The sequence below is a fragment of the Citrobacter sp. LUTT5 genome (assembly GCF_009905315.1).
GTDB lineage: Bacteria > Pseudomonadota > Gammaproteobacteria > Enterobacterales > Enterobacteriaceae > Citrobacter > Citrobacter freundii.
On sequence record NZ_CP047606.1, the window covers coordinates 4,651,824 to 4,672,142 of the forward strand.

Consider the following 20,319-nt stretch of genomic DNA (forward strand, 5'->3'; position numbering starts at 1 on the left):
TTGTATTCCTTAGAAATTACTCATCATCATATTGAGGACCGGCATAGTTGTCGAAGCGGGACCACTGTCCGTTAAACGTCAGGCGCACCGTACCGATCGGACCGTTACGCTGCTTACCAATAATAATTTCGGCGATGCCTTTTAAGTCACTGTTTTCGTGATAAACCTCATCACGATAGATAAACATGATTAAGTCGGCATCCTGTTCGATGGAGCCGGATTCACGCAGATCCGAGTTAACCGGACGCTTGTCGGCGCGTTGTTCCAGAGAGCGGTTAAGCTGCGACAGCGCCACCACCGGCACATGCAATTCTTTCGCTAACGCTTTCAGCGAGCGGGAGATTTCTGCAATTTCCAGCGTACGGTTGTCGGAGAGTGACGGCACGCGCATCAGCTGCAGGTAGTCGATCATGATCAGGCCGATACCACCATGTTCACGGGCGATACGACGGGCACGCGAGCGCACTTCCGTTGGCGTCAGGCCGGAGGAGTCATCAATATAGATGTTTCGTTTCTCCAGCAAAATACCCATTGTTCCGGAAATTCGTGCCCAGTCTTCATCATCCAGTTGACCGGTACGGATTTTGGTTTGGTCTACGCGTGAGAGCGAGGCCAGGGAACGCATCATGATCTGTTCCGAGGGCATTTCAAGACTAAAGATAAGAACCGGCTTATCCTGCAACATCGCCGCATTTTCGACGAGGTTCATCGCAAATGTTGTTTTACCCATCGACGGACGCGCGGCGACGATAATTAAGTCTGACGGCTGCAAACCCGCCGTCTTTTTATTGAGGTCGTCATAACCGGTGTTCACCCCGGTGACGCCGTCGTGCGGCTGCTGGAACAGTTGCTCGATACGCGCGACGGTGGCGTCGAGCACATCAGTAATATTTTTCGGCCCTTCGTCTTTATTTGCGCGGCTTTCCGCGATTTTAAAGACACGGGATTCAGCAAGGTCCAACAGATCTTCACTGGAACGGCCTTGCGGATCAAACCCGGCTTCCGCGATTTCGTTCGCAACCGAAATCATGTCACGAACAACGGCACGTTCGCGGACGATATCCGCATAAGCGCTAATATTCGCCGCACTTGGCGTATTTTTAGATAACTCAGCCAGGTAAGCAAAACCGCCAACGCTGTCCAGTTGTCCCTGAACCTCCAGCGACTCTGCCAGCGTGATCAGATCGATGGGTTTCCCCATCTCCTGCAGGCGATGCATTTCCGTAAAGATATGCCGGTGCGGCCGGGTATAAAAATCTTCCGCCACCACACGCTCGGCGACATCGTCCCAGCGTTCGTTATCCAGCATTAAACCGCCCAACACCGACTGTTCCGCTTCAATCGAGTGCGGCGGTACTTTCAGCCCGGCGACCTGGGGATCGCGCTCACGAGCATCAGTCTGTTGTTTGTTGAAGGGTTTATTTCCTGCCATAGTGAATGGAGTTACCGAGATAATGATTGGGTCGAAAGATTACCACATTTCTTTTGGAGGAAGCATGGCAACACGTATTGAATTTCACAAGCATGGTGGCCCTGATGTACTCAAGGCGGTGGAGTTTACACCCGTAGACCCGGCGGAAAACGAAATCCAGGTCGAGAACAAAGCTATTGGGATCAACTATATCGACACCTACATCCGCAGTGGTCTTTATCCGCCGCCATCTCTGCCCAGCGGCCTGGGTACCGAAGCTGCCGGCGTAGTCAGCAAAGTCGGCAGCAAAGTGACACACATAAAAGCTGGCGATCGCGTGGTGTACGCCCAGTCTGCCCTTGGTGCCTACAGCTCAGTGCATAACGTTCCGGCCGATAAAGCCGCCATCCTACCCAACGCTATCTCATTTGAACAAGCCGCAGCCTCATTCCTGAAAGGGTTAACCGTTTTCTATCTGCTGCGTAAAACCTATGAAATTCAGCCTGATGAGCCGTTTTTGTTCCATGCGGCTGCGGGCGGCGTCGGGATGATTGCCTGCCAGTGGGCAAAAGCATTGGGCGCGAAGCTGATTGGTACCGTCGGCAGTGCGCAAAAAGCGCAAATTGCGCTGCAGGCCGGCGCATGGCAGGTCATTAACTATCGTGAAGAAAGCATAGTTGAGCGAGTGAAAGAGATAACCGGCGGAAAAAAAGTACGGGTGGTGTATGACTCGGTGGGGAAAGATACCTGGGAAGCCTCGCTGGATTGTTTACAGCGCCGGGGACTAATGGTCAGCTTTGGTAATGCTTCCGGGCCGGTGACTGGCGTGAACTTAGGTATTCTGAACCAGAAAGGTTCGCTGTACGTGACCCGTCCTTCACTCCAGGGGTATATCACCAATCACCGCGAATTAACCGAAGCCAGCAATGAGCTATTCTCGCTAATTGCCAGCGGAGTAATCAAAGTGGATGTCGCGCCTGGTCAGACGTTCGCACTGCGCGATGCACAGCGTGCTCATGAAGTACTGGAAAGCCGGGCAACGCAGGGATCGAGTTTGCTAATCCCATAATGCTTCGACTTCCCCTAAATAATTCAAATTGCAGGAAGGCGGCAATTGAATGAATCCCCAGGAGCTTACTGGAGTAAGTGACTGGGGTGAATGAAAGCAGCCAACACACCTGCGGTTTGAATTATGACGGGGAAGTAAAGAATTAGGGCTTCCCGTGGGAAGCCCTTTCTTTTTTTAGTTCGGCTGTATGTAGGGTACAGCTCGATGAATTCGTTAACCTGGCAATAGTGACAGATTTGATAATCAATTCCTATTTGGTTCTAAAGGCAATGTTGCAGGTTGTGACGCACCACTCAATACCTTAGTAAAATCGACGGTTATTGCGCTGATACTGTGGGACTTTTGGCGCTTTTATCGCCTTGATAACCCACACCACGGCAACAGCCAGTAGCAGCCAGGGCAACAGTTTAATCATCAAGGCAAATAGTCCGCCCAGAAACATCACTGCGGTGGCTACGACCAATGCAGCCAGAACGCCCAGCAAAGATACGCCGGTGACCATCAGCATGATAAAAAATCCAATCACAAAAAGTAGTTCCAGCATGGCTCTCTCCCGAAATGAAATTCTCTCCATTGCTTTACAAGAAACATGCCAAAAATAATGTATTGATTTATAAAGAAAACGCCCCGCGACAAAGCGCAGGGCGTGGTGAAATTAACTAACTTTTGGCGAAAACTTAACGCTTGTCAGCGACCAGCTTCAGCGCATGCTCCAGTACGTTAATATCTGCCCCGGCTTTATGCGCATTTTCGCTCAGATAGCGACGCCACTGACGAGCCCCAGGGATCCCCTGAAACAGCCCCAACATATGGCGCGTCACATGTCCCAAATAGGTCCCCTTACTCAGTTCACGCTCAATGTACGGGTACATGGCGCGCACCACGGCAACTGGATCGGCATCTTCGGTGGCAGCAGCAAAAATCTCACGGTCAACGGACGCCAGAATACCTGGGTTTTGGTAAGCTTCACGCCCCACCATCACGCCATCCATATGTTGCAGATGAATTTTTGCTTCTTCCAGCGATTTAATGCCGCCGTTGATCGACATCGTCAGATGCGGGAAATCACGCTTTAGCTGATAAACACGGTCATAATCCAGCGGTGGGATCTCGCGGTTTTCTTTCGGGCTTAACCCGGATAGCCAGGCCTTGCGGGCGTGAATAATAAACATCTCACATTCGCCGTTGCCAGATACCGTGTTGATGAAATCGCACAGGAATTCGTAGCTGTCCTGATCATCAATGCCGATACGCGTTTTCACCGTTACCGGAATCGACACCACGTCGCGCATTGCTTTGACACAATCGGCGACCAGTTGCGCATTCCCCATCAGGCAGGCGCCAAACATGCCATTCTGCACGCGGTCGGAAGGACAACCCACGTTGAGATTGATTTCGTCATAACCCCGCTGTTCAGCGAGCTTTGCGCACTGCGCCAGCGCCGCAGGATCGCTCCCGCCCAGTTGCAATGCGACCGGATGCTCTTCTTCGCTATACGCCAGATAATCGCCTTTACCATGAATGATCGCGCCGGTGGTTACCATCTCCGTATAGAGCAACGTCTGGCTGGACAGTAAGCGCAAAAAGTAGCGGCAGTGTCTGTCCGTCCAGTCGAGCATCGGCGCGATAGAAAAACGATGAGCGGGAAAAGCGGTAGACTGAGATTCAGGCAGCATGGCGAATATTCAAGCATCCGGTTAAAAAAGGGGCGCTACTATAGCATAGACCGTTACGATAGTGAGCCACATCCTCGCGGCTCACTCCCCCTGCCCCTCAACAAACGCTATTTACGCCCCGGTTTTCCGTCATGTGATCCGAAAAACTGCGGCGGATGGTCGACCCAGCGATCCTCACGTGTAGCGGCATAGACCGGGTTAAGCGGATAATAAATGCGGTTATATTTTTTGTTCGCCTCACCCACGACTAACAGACGCACCTCTTCACTGGTGTTATTGATAAAGGTATGGCACACGCCTGTACCTGCCGGGAAACCGACGCTGTCGCCCGGCTCTAGCTTCCATAAATACCCGTTAATCCAGGCCTCAGGATAACCTTCCAGCACATAGATAAACTCTTCCTCATCGCTTTCAGCGTGCGGGTACGACGTGCGCCGACCCGGCGGCAGGCGTTCATGATGAATGCCGAGTCGTCCTAACCCCAATTTGCGGGCAAGCGGCGCGCCAATAGCAAATAGCTCATCGCTGTCGGGATAAGTGGAGTCATCAGCCCCCTCAACCTCACGCCAGTGGCGAATACAATCGGGTCTTTTCATGGTTATTTTCCAGTATTGCGATGCGTCAGGTATAGCACACCGCGGTGGATCTCGGCGTTTTAAGCAGAACATGTTAAAGTAAGGGATTAACCTTCCACGCAAATCGAGGCGCCAAATGGACAAAACCACTACGCAAGAGTTATTGGCTCAAGCTGAAAAACTGTGTGCGCAACGCAACGTGCGGCTTACGCCACAGCGTCTCGAAGTGTTGCGCCTGATGAGCCTGCAGGAAGGGGCTATCAGCGCCTATGACCTGCTCGACCTGTTGCGGGAAACTGAGCCGCAGGCCAAGCCGCCAACCGTGTATCGTGCGCTCGATTTTCTGCTGGAACAAGGGTTTGTGCATAAGGTGGAATCCACCAACAGCTATGTCCTTTGCCATCTGTTCGATCAGCCAACCCACAGTTCCGCGATGTTCATTTGTGACCGCTGTGGTGTGGTAAAAGAAGAGTGCGCAGAAGGTGTGGAAGACATCATGCATACGCTGGCGGCCAAAATGGGCTTTGCTCTGCGACATAATGTTATTGAAGCACACGGGCTGTGTCCGGCCTGTGTAGAAGTTGAGTCATGCCGCCATCCTGGCGAGTGCCAGCATGACCATACGATTCAGGTAAAGAAGAAAGTGGGGCGCTAGGTAAGCAGGAGAGCGTACATCCTTGTACTCTCAGGAGGGAGGGGTTAATTACCAGCGGTAATCATTACGTTTTTCCCAATCGTTAACTTCTTTCTCCGCCTGATCCTTCGCGTAACCGTAACGCTCCTGGACTTTACCGACCAGTTGGTCACGTTTACCTTCAATGACCGTCATATCATCATCGGTCAGTTTGCCCCATTGCTCTTTCACTTTACCTTTAAACTGCTTCCAGTTGCCGCCGACTTCGTCTTTATTCATCATCAAGTCCTCATCGTTAGGTTGTGAATAGCGAGAGTGCCATGTCCAGACACATGCTGTTTTTGCTGGACGTGAGAATAAGTGTAGTCAGTGATTCTGGGTTTTATTTACTATTCGGAATTTTTAACCATCCAGATTAGGCAAACCAGGTTCCATTACGCCAGTGACGCCGCCAGATAAAGGCCAGCGACAGCCCGCGCAACGCGAGGAAAACGGTTAACGCCAGCCACAAACCATGATTTCCCAGCCACGGCAACGTCAGGAGCGTTAAGGCGAATCCCACTGCGGCAACGGCCATACTGTTGCGCATTTCTGCAGCCCGCGTCGCGCCAATAAACATTCCGTCGAGCAGATAACACCAGACACCCACCAGCGGTAACACCACCTGCCAGAAGAGATAGCGATCGGCCAGTAGTTGGATTTGCGGCAGCGAGGTCAGTAGCGCAACAATCTGCTCGCCAAACAGGGCATAAACCAGCGAAAACAGAATAGCCACAATACCGGACTGCCGACAGGCCGCCCGCCAGACGTCCAGTAACTGGCTACCATCTCGCGCCCCATAGGCCTGGCCCGAATGCGCTTCCACGGCATAGGCAAATCCATCCAGCGCGTAGGCGGTAAAGGTTAGCAGGGTCATCAGAACGGCATTAACCGCAATAATATCGCCTCCCAGACGTGCACCCAGCACCGTGATAGCGCCAAAACAGAGCTGCAGCAGCAGCGAGCGCAACATGATGTCACGGTTAAGCGCCAGCAAACGACGGAAGTTGCCACGCCACGCCTGCTTCAGCATTGCCAGCGAAATTCCGCGCATATGCAGGACTTTGCGCACCATCATCAGGCCGATCAGTAAGGTGGCATATTCAGCAATCACCGTCGCCAGTGCCGCACCTTGCACGTTCATATGCAGGCCCATCACCAGCCATAAATCGAGCACAATGTTAAGAATATTGCCAACAATCAACAGGATAACCGGCGCACGCGCATACTGAACGCCAAGCAGCCAGCCGAGCAGCACCAGATTAGCCAGCGAGGCGGGTGCGCTGAGCCAGCGGATTTCAAGGAAACGCCGGGCTTGTTCCAGTACCGCTTCACTTCCCCCGACAATATGCAGCGCTACATCGATAATCGGCGTACGAAACAGTGCGATAAGCAACCCCGCGCCCAGCGCCAGCATTAGCGGCTGCAACAGTGCGCGCGCCAGCGCCTGTGGATTTTTCGCACCAAATGCCTGGGCAGTAAGACCCGTGGTGCTCATGCGCAGAAAAAGCAGCAGCATAAAGAGAAAACTGGTTGCCGTAGCACCAACCGCAACACCGCCAAGATAGACCGGACTATCCAGATGACCAATCACCGCGGTGTCCACCAGTCCCAGCAGGGGAACGGTGATATTGGAGAAGATCATCGGTAAGGCGAGGTGCCAGAGTGCTTTATCAGAAGAGGTAAAGAAAGGCATACAGGAGGGCCTGAGAAGAAGTTAGACGAACTGGGCAATGTGATGCAGGCCCGGCAAGCGTAGCGCTACCGGGCACATTGCCGGATGGCAACGTAATCGTCTTATCCGGCCTACAGAGATTCAACAGAAAATCAGAGCCATTCACCGTTACGAATGACACCTACCGCCAGCCCTTCAATGGTGAAGCTTTGCTCACGCAGGTCGACAACGATAGGTTTAAATTCGCTATTTTCTGGCAGAAGTTCAACCTTGTTGCCCTGCTTTTTCAGGCGCTTAACCGTAACTTCGTCATCAATACGGGCAACAACAACCTGTCCGTTACGCACGTCCTGAGTTTTATGCACCGCCAGCAAATCGCCGTCCATAATACCGATATCTTTCATAGACATACCGCTAACGCGCAGCAGAAAATCGGCGTTCGGTTTGAACAATGAGGGATCGACCTGGTAGTGGCCTTCGATGTGCTGCTGCGCCAGAAGTGGCTCGCCTGCCGCCACACGACCGACAAGCGGTAATCCCTCTTCTTCTTCCTGCAGCAGTCTAATACCGCGCGATGCGCCGGAGACAATTTCCAGCACACCTTTACGCGCCAGCGCTTTCAGATGTTCTTCAGCGGCATTTGGGGAACGGAACCCCAAACGCTGCGCGATCTCCGCACGCGTCGGTGGCATACCTGTCTGGCTGATGTGATCTCTAATGAGATCAAACACCTCTTGCTGCCTGGCCGTTAACGCTTTCATTCCGCCCCCTGGGTGTATATACAGTTATGCTGTGAGTATATACAGCTAAAGGTGATTTTGGAACCGCAAACTGCACAAAAAGCAGGAGATTTATGAAGATGTGGAATCCTTATCGCAAATGCGACCACAACAGGATGCCCCAGGTAATCAGAGCGACAAAAATAGACAACAATACCGCCGCCGACCCCATATCTTTCGCCCGGCCGGAAAGTTCGTGATACTCAGAGCCTATACGATCAACTACCGCCTCAATCGCACTGTTGAGGATTTCAACGATCATCACCAGCATCACGGAACCAATCAACAGCACGCGAGTAATCGCATCGACGTCCAGCCAGCAGGCGATAGCTACGCCCAGCAGTACGGCAACGCTTTCCTGGCGGAATGCCGCCTCATTGATCCATGCGGCGCGAAAACCTTTCCAGGAATAGCCTGCAGCTTTGATAATTCGGGTGAATCCAGTGGTATTATTGGCCATCAAAAAGAACCTTTTTACATTATTAGCGTCAATGTCATTGTAACGTTACCCCGTTTGTTTCAGGGTGTGGCAAAGCAGCGCGAAGTATGACGGGATACCACAGAAATTCACTAAACTTTCTGATATCCTTGCAGCGCATTTGCATTATTAACCAGAGGCTTTACATCGTTTATGTCCGGCTGGCCACGAATTTACTACAAATTACTGAATTTACCATTAAGCGTCCTGGTAAAAAGCAAGTCTATTCCGGCAGAACCTGCCCCGGAATTGGGACTCGATACGTCTCGTCCCATTATGTACGTCCTACCGTACAATTCAAAAGCAGACTTGCTGACGCTGCGTGCCCAATGTCTGGTGCACGATCTCCCCGATCCCCTGGAACCGCTGGAGATAGACGGGACTTTACTGCCGCGCTACGTGTTTATTCACGGCGGCCCGCGTGTGTTCACCTATTACACGCCAAAAGAAGAGTCCATCAAGCTGTTCCATAACTATCTCGACTTACATCGCAGCAATCCAGACCTGGATGTGCAGATGGTGCCGGTTTCGGTGATGTTTGGCCGTGCGCCAGGGCGTGAAAAAGGTGAAGTTAATCCGCCGTTACGTATGCTAAACGGCGTACAGAAATTCTTTGCGGTTTCCTGGCTGGGTCGCGACAGTTTTGTCCGCTTCTCCCCGTCGGTCTCCCTGCGTCGTATGGCGGATGAACACGGTACGGATAAGATCATTGCCCAGAAGCTGGCACGCGTGGCGCGTATGCACTTTGCTCGCCAGCGTCTGGCCGCTGTCGGCCCGCGCCTCCCTGCCCGCCAGGATCTGTTTAATAAACTGTTAGCTTCAAAAGCGATCGCTCGCGCGGTAGAAGATGAAGCGCGCAGTAAAAAAATCTCCCACGAAAAAGCGCAGCAAAATGCCATTGCGCTGATGGAAGAGATTGCCGCCAACTTCTCCTACGAAATGATCCGTTTGACGGACCGTATCCTGGGCTTTACCTGGAACCGTCTGTATCAGGGGATTAACGTTCATAATGCGGAGCGTGTACGCCAGTTGGCGCACGATGGGCATGAAATCGTGTACGTTCCGTGCCACCGCAGCCATATGGACTATATGCTGCTGTCGTACGTTCTGTACCACCAGGGTCTGGTTCCGCCGCACATCGCAGCCGGTATCAACCTGAATTTCTGGCCAGCGGGTCCGATTTTCCGTCGTCTGGGCGCATTCTTTATTCGTCGTACCTTCAAGGGCAACAAGCTCTACTCCACCGTATTCCGTGAATACCTGGGCGAGTTGTTCAGCCGCGGCTACTCGGTTGAGTACTTTGTCGAGGGTGGACGTTCACGTACTGGTCGTTTGCTCGACCCTAAAACCGGCACCCTGTCGATGACTATTCAGGCGATGCTGCGCGGCGGTACGCGTCCTATTACTCTCGTACCGATCTACATCGGCTACGAGCACGTAATGGAAGTGGGCACCTACGCAAAAGAGCTGCGTGGCGCGACGAAAGAGAAAGAAAGCCTGCCACAAATGCTGCGTGGCTTAAGCAAGCTGCGTAACCTGGGTCAGGGCTACGTCAACTTTGGTGAACCAATGCCATTGATGACTTACCTCAACCAGCATGTGCCAGAATGGCGTGAATCTATTGACCCTATCGAGTCTATCCGTCCGGCCTGGCTGACGCCGACGGTGAATAACATTGCCGCCGATCTGATGGTGCGCATTAACAACGCTGGCGCGGCCAACGCCATGAACCTGTGTTGTACCGCGCTGTTGGCTTCCCGCCAGCGCTCTCTGACCCGTGAACAGTTAACCGAGCAGCTCGACTGCTACTTGAGCCTGCTGCGCAACGTGCCGTACGCGGCGGACTCAACCGTTCCTGCGCAAAGTGCCAGTGAACTGATCGACCACGCCTTGCAGATGAACAAGTTTGAGGTCGAGAAAGACACCATCGGTGACATCATTATTCTGCCGCGCGAGCAGGCGGTCTTGATGACGTACTACCGCAATAACATTGCGCATATGCTGGTTCTGCCTTCGTTGATGGCAGCCATTGTGACTCAGCATCGTCGTATTTCACGCGTCGCGCTACAGCAGCATATTGATGCGTTGTACCCGATGCTGAAAGCCGAGTTGTTCCTGCGCTGGGAGCGCGATGAGCTTGCCGGGGTGATTGACGAACTGGCCAGCGAAATGCAGCGCCAGGGGCTGATTACTCTACAGGATGGCGAGCTGCATATTAATCCTGCCCGCTCCCGTACGCTGCAGCTGTTGGCTGCGGGTGCTCGCGAGACGTTGCAACGCTACGCCATCACCTTCTGGCTACTGAGCGCCAACCCATCGATCAACCGTGGCACGCTGGAGAAAGAGAGCCGCACCGTGGCACAACGCCTCTCAGTGCTGCACGGCATTAACGCGCCGGAATTCTTCGATAAAGCGGTGTTCAGCTCTCTGGTGCTGACACTGCGTGACGAGGGATTCATCAGCGATACCGGGGATGCCGAGCCGGAAGAGACGATGAAGATCTATCAGATGCTGGCCGAACTGGTGACGTCGGATGTCCGTCTGACCATCGAGAGCGCCACACAGGGCGAGTAAGCATTAAAAAAACCGGTCGAAATGACCGGTTTTTATTTTGCAGGCTAAGCCAAACTCAAAAGTGCCAGTAGCTCATCGCCAGTCCTAAGAACAGTACCAGGCCTACATAGTTATTGTTCATAAACGCTTTAAAACAGGCATCACGCTCACGATTAACGATCAGCTTCTGCTGATACACAAACAGCGCACCCGCCACCAGCAGAGACCAGTAATAGCCCGGTCCCAGCCCGTTCAGCCACCCAACCAGCGCCATCAGCACCAGTACACCGACCTGCAGAATACCAATAATGAGTTTGTCGTTCTGGCCGAACAGGATCGCGGTCGATTTAATGCCAATCTTCAGGTCATCATCCCGGTCAACCATCGCATACTGTGTGTCATAGGCCACCGCCCAGAGAATGTTGGCGAGGAACATCAGCCAGCAGCTCAGTGGTACAGACTCGCTCACGGCGGCAAACGCCATCGGTATAGACCAGCCAAACGCCGCGCCCAGCACCACCTGCGGCAGATGCGTGTAGCGTTTCATGAAGGGATAGACCCACGCCAGCGCTAGCGCCGCAACGGACAATAAAATGGTCATCGTGTTGAGCGTCAAAACCAGCAGGAAGGCCAGCAACACCAATACGACGAACAGCGTTCGGGCTTCTTTCTCGGTGACAGCCCCGCTCGGCAGCGGTCGATTCGCGGTGCGTTTAACGTGGCCGTCAAATTTCCTGTCGGCATAATCATTCACCACGCATCCAGCGGCGCGCATTAACCAAACGCCGGCGACAAATACCGCCAGGATCCACAGTTGCGGCATGCCTGGGGTCGCCACCCACAATGCCCATAGCGTTGGCCAGAGCAGCAGTAAGGCGCCGATCGGCTTATCCGTACGCATCAAGCGGTGAAACGCCAGCAGCTTATTCTGCGTCAGACTCCACTCCATCTTTATCTTCCTCTCAGTACAACGGCGATGCAGGCAGAAAAAGCTCGGTAAGCATCAACGGCTTACCGCTCAGCCGCAGGCGGGAACGACGCCCCCACAGCGCTGCATCGCGGCCAATCTCAATAAAATCTCGGGTCAATGTCGATGACGTAAACAGGTAGCGTCCGAGCGGGGTTTTCCCCAGGTTTTGTAAAGCCAGTTCAGGGCCACACAGGGTAGATTCAGGCACCACGGTACGCCCGGCAAGCCAGGGTTCACCATCCGCGCATAACAGGATTTCGCGTAACCAATAGCGGGACTCTTTAGGCAGCAGCGTCAGTTCTTCAGCCACCTCATTTTGCCCAACGAACGCTTCGCGAATCAACGTGACGGTGACTTCTTTGCCCTGCTGCTCAAAACGTTTGGTCATGGAATCTTCCAGTAACAACCAGTCGAGCAGTTGCGGGGCCAGCGCCGGGATCGCATCAAAATAACGCAGCGCACGCAGTTGCGTTAACGCAGGGTGTGGCATGCCTTACTCTCCGATTTATAACCTAAAGGCATTGTATCGCAGAAAAGGCATTACGGGGTGAGCAAACACAATTAAGTGATCGGCAGAGCAACATAAGTGTAACAATCAGCATAGAAAGCTAAAAATTACGGGGAACCCTGCCCTCTAGTTAAAAACAGAGTAATTTTCTGTTGTGCTCGACTCTGCCGGCACATCGCAGGTTCTGATTTGCAAAAAATTTAGCTAACCAGTGACCAGTATTACTTGACCGCTATAAACCGACAACGGCAGTGTCAATCACCATGCCCCCTCCACTTCCAGTGTTAAGCGCTGTCCATTTTAGTGATATAACTTTTTCCCTTTTATATCAGCGTATATCAACCGATGTTGACTGTACCGCTGCCGATAACCACGCCGCCGCAGTCAATGGCGTCACCGGTTCTGGCGGCAGGGAGGCCGTCAATAAACACAGTGCCTGAACCACTGGCTATCTTACGTGGGTGAGGCGGATGTTTGGGTTTATCGTGGGGTGTCAGTGGGTCACCCATACGGGCTGCAGGTAGTCCGTCGACAGAAACCGTTGGAGAACCCGCAGTAATAACGGTTTCGTGATAACCATCGTGCTGGGTGCCTTTGTCGTTAAGTCGGGCTGCTGTGGGCATGGGGATTCTCCATCGATCATATGAACGTCTGACAGCAGAGCAAGATCACGGATCTTTTATCTGAGAAAATTCTATTTATGTATAAAAATAAACTTTTCATGCTCTTTCTCTGCCTGGATGTTGTGTCCGTCGGATATACTCAATAATATTTTCTCAATTTCATTCAATAATTACCTTTCCTTTTCATCAAATTAAAGTGTTTCATAAGAAAAATAAAAAATGGGAAATAACACCATCCAATTAACATCACCCATGACATCATGAAAAGTACGCGCCATCGGATGATTACCCCCTCCCCTAATATTATATCAGTGATGAGCAACGAACAAAATGACACAAACCATCCACAGATACAACCGATAAACAAAGTCCATACAGGTTTCATTGTATAGAAAATGTCAAATACTACCAATAAGAAAATTGAAGATAAAAATATATAACAAAATAAATAAAAAAATAAAAATCATGAACCTGATGTTTTTCTACAGCTTTATACAAAAAATGAAAATGAATAACCATAAAAATAAAAAGCACTAAAAAAATGAAAGCCGTTTTAAACATTTTCATCTGGCAGTATCCTTTTCTTCCAGTCTACGCTTTCTTATCTCAACCACAGCTGCCCATAACGAATTTGGTAGCGTATACGTATCCATATCAGGCTCTATATGTTGTAGCAATTTTGAAGACCATTCAGCACAACTAAATGCTCCGGGCTCCTCATCACCATCATCTAAAGCAATAGCGGCGTTTTTTAGCACCACTATCTCTTCATCCGTAACAGGTAAAGATACCATTTTAACTTTATATGGAAACCATTCACTTTCAAGTTTATCTTTCGATTCGCCCTCAGGATTTTCCTGATAAGCAATGAAATCATTCAAATTTGCAAATTCACCACTAAATAAAAAACCTGATCCACGTTGTCCATGTCCATTTTCTAGTTTCTTATATGGATTATAACTTCCATTAGGATCAAAAAGATACGGCCCCAAAGAATCATTTTTGATGTTAAAATACACAGCAGAATGATCTCCACCGATTTCATATGTTGAATGCTTTTCTATTATAGTTGATGTTATAAGTATGACTTCCGATGTATAATTTTTTTCTTTCCCGTTTATGGCGAACTCTGATTTACTATTAACCACCTTGCGTGCTGTCTGTCCGTATTGTTCTGGTTCGCCCTGATCTGTTATTTCTTCTTTTGTACCATCAGGAAAATAAGCAATATGTCTTCCTGACTCATCATCACCTAACGCCGCCAGTACACTCGGTTGTAACGTCCCTACTGGTGTTCCCGGACTCCCCCCGCTGTTGAGATTAATTTTCGGCCCCATAATGTCCACGCCGCCCGGGTGGATGACCACAAACGAACCGCCCACCTTCAGGCTTATCCGGCTGCTGCTTTCCAGCACAATATCGTCCTGTACCTTGAGCCCCAGCGCGCCGCTTATCTTCTGCGCCAGGTCTCCCTTCACCTCCAGGCTCTTCATCCCTTTCACCAGGCTGACATGGTCGCCGGTGGTGGTCTGCTCCTGTTTTCCCTTCACCGACATCTTCCGGTCATTGCCCACAACCAGCGTCTCGTCATTCCCCACCTGCTCACGCCGGTCGTGCATCACTTCTGTCTTCCGGTCGTTCTTTATCGTCACCGTGTCATCATGACCCACCGCCACCTGACGGTCATTCCCCGTCGTGTTGCGCTGGTCATGCGCGACCGTGACTGTCCGGTCGTGTCCGGATGCGTTTTCTTTACCCACCGTGATGGTCTGCCCGAGTCCCACAGTGATGCTCTGGTTATTGCCGATGGTCTCCGTATGGTCCACCTTCACATCAGTGGTTCGGTTGTTCAGTACCTCCGTATCCATGTTCTTCTGCGCATGGATATAGACCTGCTCATTGCCCGTGGCGTCATCGAATTTCAGTTCGTTAAATCCGCCGCCTTTGTAGGTCTTCGAGCGGATGGTCATCTGCGTTTTCGTGCCCGGCAGGCTGCCCGGCGAGCGGTTGTCCTGGTGGTAGGTGCGGCCCATAATAATGGGCTGGTCCGGGTCGCCGTTGAGGAAGTCCACTATCACTTCCTGACCCACGCGCGGAATGGCGAGGTTGCCAAATCCGGCACCGGCCCACGCCTGCGACACCCGCACCCAGCAGGAGCTGTCTTCGTTCCCCGGGCAGTAGCGGTCCCAGTGGAAACGTATCCGCACCCGGCCATGCTCGTCGCAGAAGATTTCCTCGCCGGCAGGACCGGTGACAATGGCGCTCTGCGGGCCGTCCACGGCGGGTTTGGGCCGCGGGGAGGCACGCCATGTCCGGTCGGCCGGGATGACGTCCAGGTGGTTACTGAGTGTGGTGCCTTCGCCGGAGCTGCCGTGCTGCGCCTGTGGCTGCCTTCCTTCCAGTACAGAGCCGGTGACCTGCCATTCGCGGTTCAGCGTTTCTGACGGGTGACCGGTCAGGGTAAAACGTTTGCCGGGCCACAGTTTCGGGGAGTTGCTCACGCAGGCTGCCGTTTCAGCATCCTGCCGGTGGCCCTCCGCCTGGTAGCGGGCAAAGTCCTGACCATGCTGTACGTCTTTGAAGCGTCCCGGATAATCAAAGATTTCATACTGTGTGCGCTGGCCGTTGAGGTTTTTGGCGTGGTGGCTGAAGTAACCGGGCCATCCGGGGACTTTAAAGGTGTAATCCTGGTTTTCAACTGAGGAAGGGCGAATCTGCGCCCGGTAGCGGAACGCGCTGATGCATGCGGTGGTGGCTTCCCGGGTGTTCGGGTTAAAGGGCATTTCGCCGAATGTGGAGACCCCGGCGACGTCATCGCAGAGCACCAGTTTCTGGTCGGGACCGGTCGGGAGGAACCAGTCAAAGAAGAAAATACCCTCTTCGGCCCACAGGCGGCTCAGAAAATTGAGGTCAGTTTCGCCGTACTGCACGCAGAATTCGCGGGCGGGATGGGGCTCATAAAAGGAAGGCACCCAGTCAGTGACGTCGTTTTCAGCAAGCAGGGTGGCGGAAACAGTCTGGATATCCTGCTGCTGAAAGATGCGGAAGTTCTGCCGCAGCCCTGCCCGCCAGAGCGGGGGCGAAACAGTCAGCTGGTAATTCATCTGCCAGTCGTTGTTCTCCCTAAGCTCCACGCCGGTGATGATGCCGTGAAGATAACGCAGTGCAACAGCCCCCTGCCAGACAGTGAGGGTGGCGTTTTTCTCGAGAAAATCTGTGGCGGTGAGGTCAGGCAGGCCGCTGGCGATATCAACGCAGAGCAAAAAGGGGGTGGAGAGATTCTGGCTGAGGGTGAAGCTGACGACGGCGGTGCTCATCGCCACTAACCCGTCCACGTCGAGCGTAAAGCGCAGTCCCTGCTGTGACATGAGTTACTCCGTGACGTATTCATACGTTTGCAGAGAACCATACGTCCCGAACAATGCAGGGAAAAGTACGTTGTATAAAAAGCAGCTTAAATTCAGAAAACGTTTAGATTACTTTCCATTTCAGAGTGGAATTTATCAAATTACATACACATGCCGAATCATTACAGATAAAAAAAGGTGCGCCAGGAGACGCACCAGTTGTTGCAAAATCAGCACTGCGGGGAGACGTTTACCCCTTGCCTTTTACACTGCTGATAAAGGTGGATCGGGCAGATTTGGATCCCAGACGTTCAGCTTCATCAAGCAGCTTCAGCGCTTTATCGACATCGCCTTTCGCCACAGCATCCTTAATGCCCTGGTTAAAATAACTTTCCGTGTCATTTAGCATCGGCTCACTTTTCTTCACCGGTTGTGGCGCTGGAGTAGCAACTGCTGCTGCCGGGGCCGCGTAGGCCACCGCAGGCGCGGCGGTATTGCCAACCGTGACAGGGCCAGGGCCGGATGAACCAAACAGCGGCCCAACCAGAACACTGGAAGAGGAGCTGGTTTTGACTTTCAGCTTCAGCAGACCGTCGGTGGTATGACGGGCAATCGGGTCTGGAATATCCGGAATCGCGTTACCTACGCCCTTGGCATAGGCTTTTGCCGGGTCAAGCAGCGTGGTGGTCTGCTGAAGATCTTTATCCGTGGTAAAGACCAGAACATAGAGTTTTTGCTGACCCAGCGCTGGCGTCAGACGCATTACGCCTTCCAGACGATCGGCACTCATCACGCCGGGTTCCTGGTAGGTGAAATAGCTGCTGGGGAAGAACGCAGATGGCGTCATGTTCTGATCAAGAATTAAGACGTTTGGCGCAAATACGCTGGTTTGTTTGTTGACTTCACTGGCCAGCGTCAGGGTTAACTCACCAATATTCGCGGGTACGCTGTACGCAGCGACTGGGCCAGTAATACCAGCAACATCAAGACGCTGACCCGCTGTCGCTAGCTGTGTCGACTGGGTTTTGGATTGATCAACCGGCGTCCAGGTTAACTGTTGTAGCGCAGCAGTGGGAATAGCTGGAGCCGCGGTGGTGTTCTGCGGAACAATATTTACATCGGCCAGGCTGATGCCAGGCGCGCTGGCAAATAACCCTGCAGATAAACAAAGGGCAACGAGACTTTTCTTCATTTTCATTGTTATCACCTCAGATAGCATGGGTTCAGCGGTGGCCAGGCAATAGCGCGCTAAACCGTAATCAAGAGGGGCTGGCGCCCCTCTTTCGGTCTTTACGTCAGGTTAGTGCTGAATTACCACCAGATTTCCATCTGGGCACCGAAGGACCACTCATCGCTGTCGCCACGGCTGGTTGTGCTGATACCAGAGTTGGTTGCAGCGGCGTATTTGGTTACGTCGTTACCATTTTTAACGTAGCCCCACTCTTCATCCCATTTGGCATAGGTTGCAAAGACACGAATTGCCGGGCGGGACCAGATGCTGTCGCCAGCCTGCCACTGTTGCGCCAGGGTGATTTTGTACTGGCTGTTGCGATCGCCAGTTTGCTGAGATTTGACGTTGTCGTAACCGACTTCCAGCAGGGTGCTCATGATCGGTGTCCATTTGTACATCGGACGAATACCGACGGTGTACCATTCGGTCCCCAGGTCGTTATCCATATCGAGGTTCTGGTACATACCGACGTACATCAGATCCCATTTGTCGCCCAGGGAGATTGCACCGTGGTCAAGTACGCGGAACAGGCTACCGTTGTTATTAATAACGTTATTGGCGTAATTCGTTTTACTACCGTCTGGGTTAGTAACGGTGAAGGAGGATGAACCGTAAGACCCTTGGTTCAGACCTTTACCCTGAGTGGTCATAGAATCTGTCGCGTACTGAACAACAAACTTGTTGTAGCCCTTCAGCATGCTCTGGGTATGTTCAGCGGTGAACATCCAACCATCTTTAGATGCGCCGTCTGCCAGGTGGTAATCATCGGTGGTATTCGCACGGCCATAGTCAACGCCCAATTCCAACATCCCATCCGGGTTAGTTGCCAACTGTGCTAAACGAACGTCAAATACGTCGTTGGCGGTGTCTTTGGTACGATCATAGATATTCTGGCTGCTGAAAGCATATGAACCACCCGCTTCCTGTGAACGGCTCGCGGCCAGAGACAGTTTACCGAAGCCCAGATCTATGTTTTCAATACCAGCACCAGGACCTGAAATATCCCAGTAGTAGAAGTCGATCATGTGAACATCATGACGCTGATAGAAGCGCTTACCTGCCCAGATAGTGGAGCCTGGCAGCCATTCAATCAGGTTTTTACCCTGTACGTTGGCTTCACGGAAGGCCGGGTCAGTCCCTTCCCAGTCATTCTGCTGTGCGACGGAATAGGCAACGTTAGTGTCGAAGTAGAAGCTCTTATCGCCCTCTTTCCACACTTCCTGACCTAGTTTAATTTCCGCATAGGTTTCACATTCGTTACCAAGACGGTATTTACTTTGGGCGCCGGTTGCCTGGAAACACTGTTGTTCACCGCCGCTACCCGTCCAGCCAATGCCGGAACGTGCATAGCCATGGAAATCCACAGCCATTGCCTGAACAGACATAATGCCTGCCGCCACAGCAACCGCCAGAGGGAGTTTGCGCAGAGTAATCATCGTTCTATCTCCTGAGATCATTGCTTTTCTTTAAACGCTTCACCTTGACGGTTTTGCGCTTTTTTTTAATGGGATACCTTAAACACCCGGCTCTTGATGCAACCGACGACATGCACTGCCATCCTCACGGAACAGATGGCAACGCTCTGGCGGCAGGCCGATAGCGAATGTGGCACCCTCTTCTACCAACACCACGTCGTTCTGGCGGTAAACCAGGTTTTGACGGATGGCGGGGATCTGGATATGAATTTGTGTTTCGTGACCAAGCTGCTCGACCACCTGCACTTCACCTTCGAGGGTGACATCGGCGATATCGCTGGGCAGCAGATGTTCCGGGCGGATACCTAAAGACATGTTGGCGCCAACCTGCACCGCATGGCTGTCTACCGGGAGCCATATTTGCTGGCGGTTAGGCAGTTCAACCTGCACCTGATCGATGGCCGTCCCGGTGACTTTCACCGGCAGGAAGTTCATCTTCGGCGAGCCAATAAACCCGGCAACAAAGCGGTCAGCCGGGTAGTGGTATAGCTCCAGCGGTTTACCGACCTGCGCTACGCGACCGGCATCCAGCACCACAATTTTGTCAGCCAGGGTCATCGCTTCGACCTGATCGTGGGTGACGTAAATCATCGTGCGACCAAGACGTTTATGCAGGCGGGAGATTTCAATACGCATCTGCACGCGCAGCGCGGCGTCGAGGTTTGACAGCGGTTCGTCCAGCAGGAATACTCGCGGTTCGGCGACCAGCGTACGGCCAATCGCCACACGCTGACGTTGTCCGCCGGAAAGCGCTTTTGGTTTACGCTCCAGCAGGTGTGCCAGTTGCAGAACTTCCGCAACCTGGTTCACACGCTGGTTCATCACTTCTTTTTTCGCCCCGGCCAGTTTGAGGCCGAATGACATGTTTTCCGCGACAGATAAATGGGGGTATAACGCGTAGGACTGAAAGACCATGCCCACACCGCGTTCGGCGGGCGGAATGTCGTTCATCCGGGTCTCCCCGATAAACAAGTCACCACTGGTGATGGTTTCAAGCCCGGCGATCATACGCAGCAAGGTCGACTTACCGCAGCCTGACGGTCCGACAAACACCACGAATTCCCCTTCGTGAATGTCGAGATTGATATCTTTCGATACCACCACGTCACCCCAGGCTTTTGTTACATTTCGCAGCTGTACGCTCGCCATGCCCTTCTCCCTTCGTTACAACCTGTCATCGACAGCAACATTCATGATGGGCTGACTATGCGCGATCACTTGACTGCGTGAATCCTCCACCCCCCGGCTTTTTTATGGGGGAGGAGGCGGGAGGATG

17 protein-coding genes and 1 pseudogene are annotated in these 20,319 nt (G+C 52.4%); 3 read left to right on the plus strand and 15 right to left on the minus strand.

Annotation, left to right across the window (positions count from 1 at the left end; translation table 11 throughout):
* Positions 1-16: 16 nt before the first annotated feature.
* Positions 17-1,432 carry a replicative DNA helicase gene (gene dnaB / locus GUC46_RS22155; protein ID WP_003826610.1) on the minus strand — a complete coding sequence of 472 codons (1,416 nt, stop codon included), beginning with the start codon at positions 1,430-1,432 and terminating at the stop codon, positions 17-19.
* Between the two features lie 64 nt (positions 1,433-1,496).
* Here dnaB and GUC46_RS22160 point away from each other — a divergent pair, with 64 nt between their 5' ends.
* Positions 1,497-2,480, plus strand: coding sequence for a quinone oxidoreductase (locus GUC46_RS22160; RefSeq protein WP_049003575.1), 984 nt, complete (start codon positions 1,497-1,499; stop codon positions 2,478-2,480).
* Between the two features lie 301 nt (positions 2,481-2,781).
* On the opposite strand, the gene pspG is transcribed toward GUC46_RS22160, so the two are convergent.
* The 3 genes from pspG to GUC46_RS22175 all read right to left on the minus strand — a co-directional run bounded on the left by pspG (position 2,782) and on the right by GUC46_RS22175 (position 4,752).
* Positions 2,782-3,024 (minus strand): envelope stress response protein PspG, encoded by a 243-nt coding sequence (gene pspG / locus GUC46_RS22165; protein ID WP_003031713.1) that lies wholly within the window; start codon positions 3,022-3,024, stop codon positions 2,782-2,784.
* 133 nt (positions 3,025-3,157) lie between these two features.
* Complete coding sequence (dusA, locus tag GUC46_RS22170; protein WP_003841361.1) at positions 3,158-4,156, minus strand: tRNA dihydrouridine(20/20a) synthase DusA; 999 nt, start codon at positions 4,154-4,156, stop codon at positions 3,158-3,160.
* A gap of 107 nt (positions 4,157-4,263) precedes the next feature.
* Positions 4,264-4,752, minus strand: coding sequence for a cupin domain-containing protein (locus tag GUC46_RS22175; protein ID WP_003031710.1), 489 nt, complete (start codon positions 4,750-4,752; stop codon positions 4,264-4,266).
* Between the two features lie 115 nt (positions 4,753-4,867).
* Here GUC46_RS22175 and zur point away from each other — a divergent pair, with 115 nt between their 5' ends.
* Positions 4,868-5,386, plus strand: a complete 519-nt coding sequence (gene zur, locus GUC46_RS22180; protein ID WP_003031709.1) for a zinc uptake transcriptional repressor Zur — start codon at positions 4,868-4,870, stop codon at positions 5,384-5,386.
* A 48-nt stretch (positions 5,387-5,434) separates the two neighbouring features.
* On the opposite strand, the gene GUC46_RS22185 is transcribed toward zur, so the two are convergent.
* The 4 genes from GUC46_RS22185 to GUC46_RS22200 form a co-directional block, all read right to left on the minus strand.
* Entirely contained in the window at positions 5,435-5,644 is a 210-nt protein-coding gene (locus GUC46_RS22185) for a CsbD family protein (protein ID WP_003031706.1), read from the minus strand.
* A 136-nt stretch (positions 5,645-5,780) separates the two neighbouring features.
* Positions 5,781-7,100 (minus strand): MATE family efflux transporter DinF, encoded by a 1,320-nt coding sequence (gene dinF, locus GUC46_RS22190; protein WP_071685128.1) that lies wholly within the window; start codon positions 7,098-7,100, stop codon positions 5,781-5,783.
* 131 nt (positions 7,101-7,231) lie between these two features.
* Positions 7,232-7,840, minus strand: coding sequence for a transcriptional repressor LexA (gene lexA / locus GUC46_RS22195; protein ID WP_003031703.1), 609 nt, complete (start codon positions 7,838-7,840; stop codon positions 7,232-7,234).
* Positions 7,841-7,949: 109 nt separating this feature from the next.
* Positions 7,950-8,318, minus strand: coding sequence for a diacylglycerol kinase (locus GUC46_RS22200; RefSeq protein ID WP_003826594.1), 369 nt, complete (start codon positions 8,316-8,318; stop codon positions 7,950-7,952).
* A gap of 171 nt (positions 8,319-8,489) precedes the next feature.
* On the opposite strand from GUC46_RS22200, the gene plsB reads away from it, so the two are divergent.
* Positions 8,490-10,910 (plus strand): glycerol-3-phosphate 1-O-acyltransferase PlsB, encoded by a 2,421-nt coding sequence (plsB, locus tag GUC46_RS22205; protein ID WP_003841366.1) that lies wholly within the window; start codon positions 8,490-8,492, stop codon positions 10,908-10,910.
* Between the two features lie 55 nt (positions 10,911-10,965).
* Here the strand turns inward: plsB and ubiA are convergent, their stop codons facing one another.
* From ubiA to malK, 7 genes and pseudogenes are all read right to left on the minus strand, one after another.
* The gene (gene ubiA, locus GUC46_RS22210) at positions 10,966-11,838 is read right to left on the minus strand and encodes a 4-hydroxybenzoate octaprenyltransferase (protein ID WP_016149402.1); all 873 of its coding nucleotides are present in this window, start codon (positions 11,836-11,838) and stop codon (positions 10,966-10,968) included.
* A 13-nt stretch (positions 11,839-11,851) separates the two neighbouring features.
* Positions 11,852-12,349, minus strand: a complete 498-nt coding sequence (ubiC, locus tag GUC46_RS22215) for a chorismate lyase (RefSeq protein WP_057102444.1) — start codon at positions 12,347-12,349, stop codon at positions 11,852-11,854.
* Between the two features lie 356 nt (positions 12,350-12,705).
* On the minus strand, positions 12,706-12,990 hold the full coding sequence (locus GUC46_RS22220; protein ID WP_044715431.1) for a type VI secretion system PAAR protein: 285 nt from the start codon (positions 12,988-12,990) through the stop codon (positions 12,706-12,708).
* A 1,118-nt stretch (positions 12,991-14,108) separates the two neighbouring features.
* Positions 14,109-16,358: pseudogene (locus tag GUC46_RS22225) on the minus strand (type VI secretion system Vgr family protein); the annotation flags it as partial.
* A gap of 229 nt (positions 16,359-16,587) precedes the next feature.
* On the minus strand, positions 16,588-17,535 hold the full coding sequence (gene malM / locus GUC46_RS22230) for a maltose operon protein MalM (RefSeq protein WP_121540619.1): 948 nt from the start codon (positions 17,533-17,535) through the stop codon (positions 16,588-16,590).
* 113 nt (positions 17,536-17,648) lie between these two features.
* Complete coding sequence (locus GUC46_RS22235) at positions 17,649-19,004, minus strand: maltoporin (RefSeq protein ID WP_003031683.1); 1,356 nt, start codon at positions 19,002-19,004, stop codon at positions 17,649-17,651.
* A 78-nt stretch (positions 19,005-19,082) separates the two neighbouring features.
* The gene (gene malK / locus GUC46_RS22240; RefSeq protein WP_003031682.1) at positions 19,083-20,192 is read right to left on the minus strand and encodes a maltose/maltodextrin ABC transporter ATP-binding protein MalK; all 1,110 of its coding nucleotides are present in this window, start codon (positions 20,190-20,192) and stop codon (positions 19,083-19,085) included.
* Between the last annotated feature and the right edge of the window lie 127 nt (positions 20,193-20,319).